Raw genomic sequence first — 12,819 nt, forward strand, 5'->3', positions numbered from 1 at the left:
TATTGTCAAACAGAAGAATATTTGTGAACAAAATAGTCGATAGCCGCAATGTAAGAATAAATCCCCAGACCACAGATAACACCTTCAGCGATATCTGACAGATATGAGCTGTGCCTGAAACGGTCCCTGGCATATACATTGGATATGTGTACTTCCAAAAAAGGCTTGCTGACTGCTGCCAGTGCATCCCTTACAGCTATACTTGTATGTGTATAAGCTCCGGCATTTACAATAAAACAATCCGATTCTGAAGTTTGAATTTTGGATACGATTTCTCCTTCATGGTTGCTTTGAAAAACATCCAATTCCACGGATTTGTAAGCAGCATGTTCTTTAACGGTATCCACCAGTTTTTTGTAAGAAAAATCACCGTAATGTTCTTTTTCCCTTTGTCCCAGCATATTTAGGTTGGGGCCGTTAATAATTGTAATATTCATTTAGATATCCAGCTCCTTTCTTAATTCAGGCTCAAGCATCATTAAAACATAATTAAGTTTGCCGATAATTGTATTTTTTTCCAACACGCCAATGATATAATAATATTTGTTTATTTTATAAAGATAAAAAATATCATTGTCACACTCGATCACCATTCTGTTCATTTTGCCTGTAACCAAAAATGTGGTAACTTTATCTATGTATCTCAAAACAGATGAAAACTCTGCAGCTATCTCTTCGGACTTGTTCGATGTGTCTTTCGTTTTCTCGACAATAAAACCGTCCTTGTCAAAGAGCGCCAGGAGTTTCACGCCCTGAACATAATCCAGTGTGGTATCAAGTATACGTTTAAACATCCCTTTTCTCTTTTACTTTTCTCACATTATCCAGCCACTTCTCAAGCCTTTCAATTTGTTTCCCGGCTTCTTCTGAAACATCTTCACTTTCAGATTCGTCATCTCCGAAAAACTCTCCCAGCCCCCCGCTGATATCCTGCATACCCTCCCAGGCTCCGAAATCCGTTTGTTCACTCTCTTTCTCATCCGATCTCCCGGAAACATCTGAGCCTGAGGTATCCTCATCCTTATATGCCCCCTTTTCTGAACCTTCTAAAATTTCCGATATATCATCATTGGAGAAAAAGACATCATCCCGGACAATTCCTTCTTTCTGCTCTTTTTCTAATTCATCAGGGATAATTTCCTCCGGCTCAAATTCGTGATCACCCGGCAAATCGGTAAATTCCGCTTCCTCCGTCCGCTCAACACCCTCATCCTCCGATATCGAACCGGCTGAAATCTTTTCATCACTTTCAGCATAATACGGTTTTTCCTCACTCTCTGCTGCCATCTCTTCATCAGCTGTTTCCGCAACCTTTTCCGTCTTTTCAGTCCGGCTTGTGTATTCAAAAGGCCCCGCATCTATCCTTTCCGCAAGCTCATTGGTTAAAGTACGCAGCTGAATATCCTCAGGCGAACTTTCCAGAGCAGTTCTGTAATAATAAAGGGCTTTTCCCGTATCTTCTTCAGCCCTGTAAATGTCACCCAGAAGTTTATATGCTCTGTAATTATCTTTATTAACTTCGGCAACCTCATGTAAAAGCGGCTTAGCTTCTTCAATCATCCCTTTGCCCAGGTAAGCCTGTGCCAGTATTGTTTTTGCCGATATATATTCCGGATGCATATCCAAACCGAGGGAGCATACCTCTATAACCTTATCATATTGCTCAAGTTTAAGATAAGCCAGTGAAAGGGGCATAAAAACTTTTGAAGATGGATTTTCTTTTAGCTTCCCTGAAAAATACTCCACATCTTTCTGATATTTGCTTCTCGTAGCTTCATCCATAATGCCACCCTGCTTATAATTTATAGTTTTAATTATACACTCAAAAAGTTTAAATTCAAACCGATTCTTTCACACACTCCATAAGCTCTTCTGCAGAAACATCCTCAATTATGCTGCCTTCGCCGATATGGGGGGCAACCGCCAGCACAAGCTTAGAATCCGCTGCCTTTTTGTCACTTTTTAAAGCGTCCAGAAACAAAGTCTCGTTATTGATTTTATAATCTATATCATATTCATGCACAGACAAAACGCCACGAAGTTCTTCAAGCACTTTTTTATCAGCGTCCCCCTTCCTGAAGGCAAAGAGCGTTTCATAATACATACCTATTGCCACGGCATGACCGTGTTTTACTGTATGTCCGCTGTCTATTTCAACAGCATGCCCAACAGTATGTCCGAAATTCAACAGTCTTCTCAAACCGCTTTCCCGCTCGTCAAGTCTTACAATTTCAGCTTTTATTTCACAGCATTTACGGACAGTATATCTTAGAAAATCGCTGCTTTTCAAATTTTCAGATTTTTTCAGCTCATCAAAAAAATCCCTGTCAAAAACGGCGGCATATTTAATCACTTCTGCAAATCCGCTCATAAATTCTTCACCAGAAAGGGTATCGAGAAAACCTGTATCAATTAGAACCTTCTGCGGCTGATAGAAAGCCCCCACCAGATTTTTGACACCGTCAAAATTAATACCTGTTTTGCCTCCTACACTGCTGTCAACCATCGAAAGAAAGGTGGTCGGAACATTCACAAAAGGAATCCCTCTCATATAAACAGAAGCTGCAAAACCTCCCACATCGCCGGTTATTCCTCCGCCCACAGAAACCAAAACATTTTTTCTGTGTGCTCTGTTCTTCTTGAAAAACGACAAAACGTCTTTTACAGAATCAAAATTTTTTCTCTTCTCTTCAGCTCTGTAAACAAAACAGCAAACCCGGCTGAAAAACTTCGGATAAAGGTTATAAACATTTTCATCCACCAGGAAGAGAGCCGTGCCGGTATCTTCAAAACAGTTTATCTCCCGCTCTATAAATCCCGTTCCAATTAATATTTCATATGAATAGTCAACTTCTTTTTTCAAATCTACTAAAACTTTATCCATTTAACTCCCCGATGATTTCATCAGCAGCCTCATCCACACTCAAGTCACTGGTATCTATAATGATATCACTTTTTATATAAAAGGCTGCCCGTTCGAACATCAGCTTTTTAATTTCATCAATGGGATTTTCTACATTCAGAAGAGGTCTTAAATTACTGTTTTTAACCCTTTCATGGACAATCTCGGGAGAAGCAAGAAGAGAAACGGTAACTCCACTGTCTTTCATTGTCTGCAGGTTTTCCGGATCCATTACCGCTCCACCTCCTGTGGCTACAATACATGAATCCATCGCTGAGAGTTCCTTTAATACCTTCTTTTCAACATCCCTGAAGTATTCCTCACCTTTTCCTGCAAATATTTCTGCAATACTCATCCCTTCTGATTCCTCAATTTTCTCATCAAGATCAATAAAAGTCATGTTTTTCTTTTCGGCCAATCTCTTTCCCACCGACGTTTTGCCGCTGCCCATAAATCCAAGTAGATATATGTTTTTCATTATTTAACCCTCGCTTTTGTTTATTGCTTCTTCATCGTATATTGTTTTTCAGAATAGAGATATTTTTGCAATTTTGCAACAGCAGGTGCAGCCATATCGCCACCGGTACCCTTCTCCCCCATACTGTGCATATCGTCAAACCCCATCCAGACCATAAGCACATAAGGTTCAAGAATACCTACAAACCAGGCATCTTTATAGTCGTTCGTCGTTCCCGTTTTTCCGGCTGTTCCTGCCAAAACGCCGCTTTTTCTGGCTGTACCGAACCGGACGACATCCTTCATACATTGTAATGTCAGGCTGACACTTTTTTTGGATGCTACCCTAATGTCATTTTTCCTTAAATCAATTCTTCTTCCGTTCTCAGTTATTGATGCTATTAGTGAAACATCCTTTTTAATTCCTTTATTGGCAAATGCTGTATAAGTTTCAGCCATGTCAAGTACACTAAATGGATTTGAACCAAGCGGCATAGAGAGATAAGGTTTTACAGGTGCCAAACCGAACCTTTCGGCTGTTTCAGCCACATTGTTTAATCCCGTATCCAATGCCAGTTTAACGGTTGCATTGTTGAGAGAAAATACCAGCCCGTTTCGTACATACGTTTTACCCATATAATAATCTGCATAGTTATCGGGAGAATAAATCCCCGATGGAATTTTATACTCTCTCTGTTTATCAACTATATAATCATAGGGTTTAACACCTGTTTCAAAAGCCGTAACATAGACGAGCGGCTTAAATATCGACCCAGTCTGCCGTTTCATTTTCCAGGCTCTTGAAAGCCCGTATTTATAACTGAAACTTTCTGTCCCGTATAATGCTTCAATACTTCCCTTTTCATAATTTATCAAAACATATGCAGCTTCTAATCCGGCCTGTTTTCCTTCTAAATATTTATTAAGTTTGTCAGCCAAAGCTATATTCAAATCTTGCTTCAGTGTAAGCTTTACTTTGTACATACCTGATTTATAATTAACCGATTTTCTTTCAAGTTCCTTTTCAACTTTTCTGACCAAAGGCAGGTACCGTTCATTTTTAAAATCCCGGTATACGTTAAAGTTTATGACAGTCTCCACAGCCTTTCGATAAACCCCGTAATCAATTATATGGTTGGTAAACATCTGCCACAAAACACTATCAGCCTGTCTTGACAGACCGGCAAAAGCCCTTGCCCCATTTTCAGTAAAATTAACGGCGTAAGCCAGAAGATATACCTTGCTTTTTAAATCAAGGGCTCCGAATTTTTTATTAAAAAGATACAGGGAGAGACCGCCAATGCCTCTGATATTATCACTAAATTTTATCCTGTTGAGATAATACAGGCACAAATCCTTTTTTGCATAGCTTTTATTCAGATAGTATAATGCCGCCTTCTTCAGATAATCGTTTTCCCACCCGGCTGATAAAGAGGGGAAATAGTTATCCACATAATATGCAAAGATATTTTTATATCCATTTTCTGAAAAAACAATGTTAAGAGCGTGTATCAAATCTGTATCAATATCATCAGGCCTTAGTTCATTCACAAAAGCAAACTGTTTTACATAAATCAACTGACCGCCGTATAGCCTTATCTGAAGCCGGCTGTTTTCCCTCTTCTCATTGTATACTATCTGTTTTAGGGGTTTAGCTTTATATACGTAATAGGAATGCAGACTTTCATGCAGCAGATACACGGCCAAAATTAGAAATGACGAAAGAATAAAAGCAAAAAGCAGCTTAGTCTTCACATTGATAATTTCCGATAAATTTTTTCAGTTTCACCAAAGCACGGGCTCTGTGACTAATGCTGTTTTTTTCTTCAGCACTAATTTCTGCCATTGTACCGCCATTTTCAAGCAAAAACAAAGGGTCATAACCGAAACCGCCTTCCCCTCTCGGTTTTTCGGCGATATTTCCGTGACATTCACCATGGAATGTTTCCACAATCCGTCCCTTCTTAGCAAGGGCAATAACACATACAAATTTAGCTTTTCTCTGCTCCGGATCAACTCTATGCAGCTTTTCAAGCAATTTTTTATTGTTCAGATTATCATCAGCATCTTTTCCAGCAAATCTCGCTGAAAAAATACCGGGTGCTCCGTTCAGATAGTCCACACAGAGACCAGAATCATCAGCTATTACGAAATCTTCCACCAGTTTTGAAAAAGCAAGAGCCTTTATTGAAGCATTCTCTTCAAAGCTCGATCCCGTCTCGGCAATATCACCGCTTATGCTGCAAAAATCATAAGCTGAATTTACTTCAACATTTAAACTGCCTAGTATTTTGCGGATTTCATTCAATTTGTTTTTATTTTTTGAAGCAACCAACAGTCTTTTCACATCAAAAATCCGATATTTTTCTCTGGGCAGCAAAAATTACTTCCAGTCCTTTGAATCCCAGCTCGAGCATATCTCCAACTTTACCACGTTCAAAAGGCGACTCTTCGGCAGTACCCTGAATTTCTATAATTTTACCGCTCTCAGTGCCCACCAGGTTCATATCAACCTGAGCGCTGGAATCCTCTTCATAGTTCAAATCAAGCAGAAGCTCATCGTTAACCAGTCCAAGGCTGACAGCTGCAACGCCCTCGGTTACAGGACTTTGTTCAATATCTCCTCTTTCAATCATCTTCTTAACCGCTTTATTCAGTGCAATAAAAGCACCCGATATGGAGGCGGTTCGCGTGCCGCCGTCCGCCTGTATCACATCGCAGTCCAGTATAATACTCCTTTCCCCCAGCATTTCCAGATTCACAGCGGAACGGAGACTCCTGCCGATTAATCGGGATATTTCATGCGTCCTGCCGCTCAGCTTTCCCCTCTGAGCCTCTCTTACATTCCTGGAGTGAGTTGATCTGGGAAGCATTGAATATTCAGCTGTAACCCACCCTGTATCGGTACCTTTTAAAAAAGGGGGAACACTTTCATTTACAGTGGCATTGCATATTACTTTTGTTTCTCCAAACTCAATTAAAACAGATCCTTCCGGATATTTCACAAAATCATCCGTAATTTTTATCAGTCTCATTTCATCGTTCGCTCTTTTATCTGTCCTCATGAATCCTCCTATTATAAATTTTCAACAATTCCAAAACCGCTTTTACAGCTTGTACAACAATGTGCATGTGAGCACTCAAAAAAGCATATTACTTAGTAACCTCATAATTCAACAATTTCAACCCTTACTCTCTCTGATAAATATCTTTGTCATTTGCCGGCATCATTCAAGTGGGCAGGATCAAAAGCTTGCACTGATTTACACTTCAAGTCATTACGAGGAGTCCGCTAAATAGCGGACGACGTGGTAATCTCAGATACGAGATTGCTTCGTCGTTATCACTCCTCGCAATGACGAACAAACGTCATTACGAGGGACAGAGTCCCGAAGTAATCTCATATCCCGTATGGGAGATTGCTTCACTCCGTTCGCAATGACGAACAAACGTCATCGCGAGGGCGGAAGCCCGCGGCGATCTCTGTTCTTCAATTCATTACGAGGAGTCCGCGCAATAGCGGGCGACGTGGTAATCTCATATCCCGTGTGGGAGATTGCTTCGCTACGCTCGCAATGACCGATTATGGCGTCATTACGAGGAGTCCGCGCAATAGCGGGCGACGTGGTAATCTCAGGTACAGGAGGGAATGAATGATTGGTCAACTAATTTTACTAAACAAAATCAAGGTCTTTTAGTCCTTTTCGTGTCCAAATTTTAGCATAGATTTTCCCCTGACTACCAAAGAATTTTCTCAATAATGACCTTTGCATGAAGAAATATCAATTTCTTTCAAATCCTCATATATTGTATAGACTAACCTGTCTTTATGGTTGATACACCTTGAGTATACTCCCTTTTCAAAATACTTAAGCCTTTCCGGCTTTCCCCGCCCCTCTCTCGGAGAAACCATAATTTCTCTGACTAAATCAAACATTTTTTCATACTGGTACTTCTCCTTTCTCCCTTATTCTATGAGATTCTAAATGTGCTGATAAAGATTTTTTGTCTGAAATTATGCGCAGAGTTTCTTTAATAGCTTCATATTCTTATTCAGGAATTAATATTACAGAGCCGCTTTCAGATGAAATATTTACCTCTTCACAATTATAGATTGATTGATTTATCACTGTCCGCAAATCAGAACTTGCTTTTTCAAGAGTAATTGTTTTCGTTATTTGTAAATTCAATTATTTCAACAGCCTTCTTTCAAGTAGTGACTGTAAACTGCGTCTGCCGTCAACAATCAGCATTATATATACATTCTCTTTATCCGGTTTATAAATTATTCTGTAGGGCTTAAAAAATAACTCCCTAAAATCATTAACACCAATTTCCGACAATTCACTGGGAACAGTCACCCTTTCAGGAAATGACTCCAATCTTCTAATTATTTTTTCTATTTCTTTAATCACATACAAGGCATTTTCAGATGAATCATTTTGCGAGATATACCTGTATATCTCGTTTAAATCTTCCGCAGCGTCATCAGTAAAATATACGTTAAAATTCATTAAGCATTCTCATTGCTCTTATAAATTTTATCAAAGACATCAGAAGACGGTTTAATTTTGTCTTCTTCAATTTGTTTATTCCCCAAAGCTAATATTTTTAAAAGATTTAAAGTTTCCTGTGTTCGTTCATAACTATCAATATCCTGCAGCACAACCTTGGCTTCACCGTTTTGAGTAATTATTAATGGTTCTTTTTCTTTCTTAATGTTTCTGATTATTTCCGATGCATGTACTTTTAAATAACTCAAAGGTTTTATTTTCGATGATAATTTCATAGACACCTTTCTTGACCTAAATATAGACTCTATTTAAGTCTGTTTCAACAGTTTTATTTTAACCATTATTTTACCACTATTGGCGCTCATTGCGTCATTGCGAGGAGCCGGAGGCGACGTAGTAATCTCGTGTCCCATAAGTGAGATTGCTTCGTCGTTATCACTCCTCGCAATGACGAACAAACGTCATCGCGAGGGCGGCAGCCCGCGGCAATCTACGTTCTTCAAGTCATTACAAGGAACAAAGTCTCGAAATAATCTTATGTCCCGTATGGGAGATTGCTTCACTCCATTCGCAATGACGTTTTTTGGGCGTCATTACGAGGAGCCGGAGGCGACGTGGTAATCTCGTGTCCCATAAGTGAGATTGCTTCGTCGTTATCACTCCTCGCAATGACGAATTATTGCATCATCGCGAGGGCGACAGCCCGTGGCGATCTCATGTCCCGTAGGGGAGATTGCTTCACTCCATTCGCAATGACGGCTCAACCATATCAACCACTTCAGCTTTTTCAACTGCTTAACCTTAACCTTTTCCTTTACCTGTATTTCTCCACTTCTCCATCTCACTCTCTCACGCATAACTCATTACGGTCTTTCCCGTCACTGTCCGGCACGCACACAGCGAACATTATAATCATCATTCTTATCGTAGAAATAGTATTCATTATTTATAAAGTTAATACTAAAGGCTTTGTAAGTATAACGGGAATAAGTAGTAGACGACCAATACCTATATGATTGTACATTTTCAAACACAGGATCTATTGCCGGATAGTATTCATTGTAATCCGCAATACTTCTTAGCTCATTAATATTAGGCAGTCGCCAGTCGGTGGCACCACCAAGGTTAAGGCTTTCACAATAATTAATTGCATTTTCCCATTTCATAGATACAGTTTCATTATCCTGCCATATAAGACCTGTAGTATTATCAGTTACTATTTCTTCAGTACTGTCTCTGCTAAAACTGCTCTCTGGCAGACTATTTCCACGAACACAGCGTACAATATAAGTAGCTGTTTTAGTATCTACGCTGTCACGGCCACTAATAAAAACAATATCCCACGCAGAACTATTATCATTTGAAAATGTGGTAGACGACCAATAACGGGTTGATAAGACATTTTCGAACACAGAATCTATTGAAGGAGAATATTTTCCTGAATCTACAATTGTGGCAAGCTCTTTTATTGTAGGCAGTCTCCAGTCGGAGTAACCCCCATGTGTTTTGTTCTGACAGTATGTTTTGGCTTTAGGCCAATTTATATCCACATTTTCAGCATCAGTATCATCCTGCCACATTAATCCAGTAGTCTCATCTGTAACAATATTAGTAGAGTTGTCTCTTGAATAGCTTCTCGGTGCACCCGCCTGATAATATCCGTCATCCTTTATACTACCGTCTGTTACAACATTGCCATCAGCATCATAGCTTTTCGTCTGCCCGGTCTCAACTAACATTGTTAAGTTTTCATCAATATCGCCATCACAGTCATTGTCTTTATTATCAGCTAATTCAGCAGCTCCAGGATATACATCTGAACTATTATCATCACAGTCAGTATTATTACTAACCAAGTCTATTGTAGGCGGGTCTCCTATAACAGTAGTATTATCAGTAGGATCTCCAAAACCGTCACCGTCTGAATCGAAATAATATGTAATGGCACCTTCGTCTATACTTCCGTCACAATTATTATCTACTCCATCCACTACCTCTGTAGCTCCGGGATTTATATTTGCATCGCTGTCATCACAGTCAGTATTGTCTGTCACATATCCAGTAGGCTGGCTTGTAGCATAAGTGGAGCTACTTGGATTACCGTAGCCGTCACCGTCTGAGTCTTCATAATAAATTGAAAAACCTTCGTCAGTAGACCCGTCACAGTTGTTATCTTTGCTGTCATATATCTCTGTAGCTCCGGGATTTATATCTGGGTCGCTGTCATCACAGTCAGTATTGTCTGTCACATATCCAGTAGGCTGGCTTGTAGCATAAGTGAAACTACTTGGATTACCGTAGCCGTCACCGTCTGAATCTTCATAATAAATTGAAAAGTCTTCGTCAATATCTCCATCACCATCATTATCAATTCCATCTGCTAACTCAGGCGCTCCAGGATACACGTCTGCATTTGTATCATCAAAATCCGTATTGTCCAAAACATAACCGCTCGGCAGGCTTGTATCTGTCATTGAATAATTAGCATCCCCGTAACCGTCTCCGTCTGAGTCTAAGTAATATGTCTTTGTCTCCTGATTTGTAGGTGGTTGATCAATATCTGCATCATCATCGCTAAAAAAACCGCAGCCGTACAAAAAAAACACTGATACGATTAGTAAAAAACTCAAAACTCCTCTCATAACACCCTCCACAAATTTTATAAGTAAACAGCAAAAAAATAACAGAGCTATATTAAGGAATATTCAGTTTTCAATGGATCAATTTTAGTGATATTTTTTAAAAGTTTTAAAAAACTCAGGATTTGCGGCTTCGACCATGAAAAGTTAGCTTTAAAACATAGTGTTACCAACCAGGCGGGGATAACCGAGCAACCAATTTTTAAGTACTCGACCGAAAACTTGAACTTGGAAAAACACATTATTCAAAGCTCTCATTTTAAGACCTTTGAATAACTCAGGAAGCGCGGTTTTAGCCGGGTAAAGCGTTCTTTTGAAATTCAGTATTCACAGGCCTGCGGGACTAAAGTCCCACTTCCTAAAACATTGAAGAACAAATTATTCAAAGGTCTTATTTTATTTACTTCATAATAAACTTATAGATTATTCAAATATTATTTGCAACAATATTATTTATTTTTATAGATTTTTTTAATATTGATTCAAATTTCTCACTTACACTTTTCACAAGTCTTTGTTCAGCCTGATAAATATCAGCTTCGCTGATACCCTGTGGTATTTAACAAGACAGGGAGTGTTAACGACGAACAGGCGTCATCGCTAGGGCGGCAGCCCGCGGCGATCTCATATCCAGTATGGGAAATTGCCTCCCAAGCACTTAAGGCGTTAAGTGCTCGGTTCGCAATAACCGAACCAAGTGCGAAACTTGAATAAACAATACGAAGACAGCTACTCGTATTCTAAAAATCTGTATCTGACAGCTTCGAGAACGTGTGCCGGCTTTAATTCATCTGAGCCTTCCAGATCGGCAATCGTCCGGGAAACCTTCAAAAGCTTTGAATAAGCTCTAGCGGAAAGGCCGTATTTATTGTTAATATTTTCGAGAATTTTAAGTCCGTCATCGTTGAGATTACAGTATTTTCGCAACATACGCTCGCTCATTTGTGAATTGTAGTTTATATCCTCTGCATGAAATCGTTTTTTCTGGATATCTATAGCCTTCTCAACCCGGCGCCTTATTGATTCGGAGCTTTCCCCCGGTTTCATATCGGACAAATCTTTAAAGTCTATCGAATTTACAGAAACCTGCAGATCTATTCTGTCCATAAGCGGACCTGAAAGTCTGCTCCGGTAACGCTGAATCTGATGAGGCGTGCATGTACACGGCTTTACTTTATCGCCAAGGTTGCCGCAGGGGCAGGGGTTACATGCGCCCACAAGCATAAAGTTTGCCGGATAGACCACCGACCGGTTAGCCCTGGATACAGTAACATACCCGTCTTCCATAGGCTGCCTGAGCACTTCCAGAACACTCCGCTTAAACTCCAGTATCTCATCGAGGAACAAAATCCCATTGTTGGCAACACTCACAGCTCCCGGCCTGACCTCTCTTGTGCCCCCTATTACAGAGACATCACTGGAGGTATGGTGAGGGGAAACAAAAGGTCTGTCCACCACAAGATTTCCCTTTCCTCTTATCAAACCGGCAACCGAGTGGATTTTTGTCGTTTGTATCGCCTCGTCAATAGTCATTACAGGCAGAATGGAAGGAATTCTTTTGGCTATCATTGTTTTGCCGCTGCCGGGAGAACCGATAAAAAGAAGATTATGCATACCGGCCGCAGCAATTTCAGCTGCTCTTTTTGCAAAAAACTGCCCCTTGACATCTGCAAAATCCAGGCTGAATTTCCTGGCTTCAGCAAAATAATCATCTATATTGGTTTCAAAAGGTTCTTTTTCCAATTCCCCCTGCAAAAATCTCAGTACATCTGAAAAAGTGCTGAATCCGAACACCTCCATTCCGCTTACCACACTGGCTTCCTCTGCATTTTCCTCCGGCAGAATCACCTTATTAAAGCCGGCACCGGCTGCATCTATGACCATCGGCAGAACTCCGTTAACCCCTCTTAATTTGGCATCTAAAGATAATTCTCCGATAAAAACGGTATCGTCAAGTTTTGCATCTATTATTCCGAATGCTTTGAGTAACCCAATGGCCATAGGCAGATCAAAATGAGTCCCCTCTTTTTTAAAATCGGCAGGTGCCAGATTTACCGTAATGGCATTGGAAAATAGATTGAATCCGAGATTTTTAAGGGAAGACTTCACCCTTTCCCTGCTCTCGCGTACAGCTCCTTCAGCCAGCCCTACCACTGTAAAAGAGGGCATACCCATACTTTTTATATCCACTTCCACATCAACACATACGGATTCTATTCCCACAAGGTGTGAACTGCTGATTTTTGTAAACATAACTTTCCCTGATAAATTAAACCAATAACGGCTCTTATATGGAATTTTTCAAAAA

The 12,819-nt window shown here is 40.0% G+C and carries 12 protein-coding genes and 1 pseudogene; all 13 read right to left on the reverse strand.

Features of this window, described 5'->3' with window-relative positions; translation table 11 throughout:
- Positions 1 to 5: 5 nt before the first annotated feature.
- The 13 genes and pseudogenes from aroQ to UMU13_RS07570 all read right to left on the reverse strand — a co-directional run bounded on the left by aroQ (position 6) and on the right by UMU13_RS07570 (position 12,764).
- The gene (gene aroQ / locus UMU13_RS07510) at positions 6 to 437 is read right to left on the reverse strand and encodes a type II 3-dehydroquinate dehydratase (RefSeq protein WP_328218203.1); all 432 of its coding nucleotides are present in this window, start codon (positions 435 to 437) and stop codon (positions 6 to 8) included.
- Positions 438 to 794 carry a roadblock/LC7 domain-containing protein gene (locus tag UMU13_RS07515; RefSeq protein WP_273266382.1) on the reverse strand — a complete coding sequence of 119 codons (357 nt, stop codon included), beginning with the start codon at positions 792 to 794 and terminating at the stop codon, positions 438 to 440. It abuts the gene before it with no gap.
- The gene (locus UMU13_RS07520; RefSeq protein WP_328218205.1) at positions 787 to 1,782 is read right to left on the reverse strand and encodes a tetratricopeptide repeat protein; all 996 of its coding nucleotides are present in this window, start codon (positions 1,780 to 1,782) and stop codon (positions 787 to 789) included. Before UMU13_RS07520 ends, UMU13_RS07515 begins: the two co-directional genes overlap by 8 nt.
- Before the next feature lie 55 nt (positions 1,783 to 1,837).
- Positions 1,838 to 2,884: a 3-dehydroquinate synthase gene (gene aroB / locus UMU13_RS07525; RefSeq protein WP_328218206.1), complete on the reverse strand. Its 1,047-nt coding sequence runs from the start codon at positions 2,882 to 2,884 to the stop codon at positions 1,838 to 1,840.
- Positions 2,877 to 3,380 (reverse strand): shikimate kinase, encoded by a 504-nt coding sequence (locus UMU13_RS07530; RefSeq protein WP_328218207.1) that lies wholly within the window; start codon positions 3,378 to 3,380, stop codon positions 2,877 to 2,879. Before UMU13_RS07530 ends, aroB begins: the two co-directional genes overlap by 8 nt.
- Positions 3,381 to 3,400: 20 nt before the next feature.
- Positions 3,401 to 5,113, reverse strand: a complete 1,713-nt coding sequence (locus tag UMU13_RS07535; RefSeq protein WP_328218208.1) for a transglycosylase domain-containing protein — start codon at positions 5,111 to 5,113, stop codon at positions 3,401 to 3,403.
- Positions 5,103 to 5,705: an XTP/dITP diphosphatase gene (locus tag UMU13_RS07540; RefSeq protein ID WP_328218209.1), complete on the reverse strand. Its 603-nt coding sequence runs from the start codon at positions 5,703 to 5,705 to the stop codon at positions 5,103 to 5,105. Before UMU13_RS07540 ends, UMU13_RS07535 begins: the two co-directional genes overlap by 11 nt.
- A 1-nt stretch (position 5,706) precedes the next feature.
- Positions 5,707 to 6,423 (reverse strand): ribonuclease PH, encoded by a 717-nt coding sequence (gene rph, locus UMU13_RS07545; protein ID WP_328218211.1) that lies wholly within the window; start codon positions 6,421 to 6,423, stop codon positions 5,707 to 5,709.
- A 689-nt stretch (positions 6,424 to 7,112) separates the two neighbouring features.
- Positions 7,113 to 7,301 (reverse strand): annotated as a pseudogene (locus UMU13_RS07550) (type II toxin-antitoxin system YoeB family toxin); the annotation flags it as partial.
- 247 nt (positions 7,302 to 7,548) lie between these two features.
- Positions 7,549 to 7,872, reverse strand: a complete 324-nt coding sequence (locus UMU13_RS07555) for a type II toxin-antitoxin system RelE/ParE family toxin (protein ID WP_328218213.1) — start codon at positions 7,870 to 7,872, stop codon at positions 7,549 to 7,551.
- Positions 7,872 to 8,147, reverse strand: coding sequence for a type II toxin-antitoxin system Phd/YefM family antitoxin (locus tag UMU13_RS07560; RefSeq protein ID WP_328218214.1), 276 nt, complete (start codon positions 8,145 to 8,147; stop codon positions 7,872 to 7,874). Before UMU13_RS07560 ends, UMU13_RS07555 begins: the two co-directional genes overlap by 1 nt.
- 603 nt (positions 8,148 to 8,750) lie before the next feature.
- Entirely contained in the window at positions 8,751 to 10,514 is a 1,764-nt protein-coding gene (locus UMU13_RS07565; RefSeq protein WP_328218216.1) for an Lcl domain-containing protein, read from the reverse strand.
- Between the two features lie 726 nt (positions 10,515 to 11,240).
- A complete protein-coding gene (locus UMU13_RS07570; RefSeq protein ID WP_328218217.1) occupies positions 11,241 to 12,764 on the reverse strand; it encodes a YifB family Mg chelatase-like AAA ATPase in 1,524 nt (507 codons plus the stop codon).
- Positions 12,765 to 12,819: the final 55 nt, after the last annotated feature.

Origin of the sequence: Flexistipes sp. (genome assembly GCF_036172515.1) — a bacterium.
In the GTDB taxonomy this organism is placed as follows: domain Bacteria; phylum Chrysiogenota; class Deferribacteres; order Deferribacterales; family Flexistipitaceae; genus Flexistipes.

Bases quoted from the DNA above. Each gene is read 5' to 3' on its own strand.
- aroQ (WP_328218203.1), bottom strand. From the start codon at position 437: ATGAATATTACAATTATTAACGGCCCCAACCTAAATATGCTGGGACAA.
- UMU13_RS07515 (WP_273266382.1), bottom strand. From the start codon at position 794: ATGTTTAAACGTATACTTGATACCACACTGGATTATGTTCAGGGCGTG.
- UMU13_RS07520 (WP_328218205.1), bottom strand. From the start codon at position 1,782: ATGGATGAAGCTACGAGAAGCAAATATCAGAAAGATGTGGAGTATTTT.
- aroB (WP_328218206.1), bottom strand. From the start codon at position 2,884: ATGGATAAAGTTTTAGTAGATTTGAAAAAAGAAGTTGACTATTCATAT.
- UMU13_RS07530 (WP_328218207.1), bottom strand. From the start codon at position 3,380: ATGAAAAACATATATCTACTTGGATTTATGGGCAGCGGCAAAACGTCG.
- rph (WP_328218211.1), bottom strand. From the start codon at position 6,423: ATGAGGACAGATAAAAGAGCGAACGATGAAATGAGACTGATAAAAATT.
- UMU13_RS07555 (WP_328218213.1), bottom strand. From the start codon at position 7,872: ATGAATTTTAACGTATATTTTACTGATGACGCTGCGGAAGATTTAAAC.
- UMU13_RS07560 (WP_328218214.1), bottom strand. From the start codon at position 8,147: ATGAAATTATCATCGAAAATAAAACCTTTGAGTTATTTAAAAGTACAT.
- UMU13_RS07565 (WP_328218216.1), bottom strand. From the start codon at position 10,514: ATGAGAGGAGTTTTGAGTTTTTTACTAATCGTATCAGTGTTTTTTTTG.
- UMU13_RS07570 (WP_328218217.1), bottom strand. From the start codon at position 12,764: ATGTTTACAAAAATCAGCAGTTCACACCTTGTGGGAATAGAATCCGTA.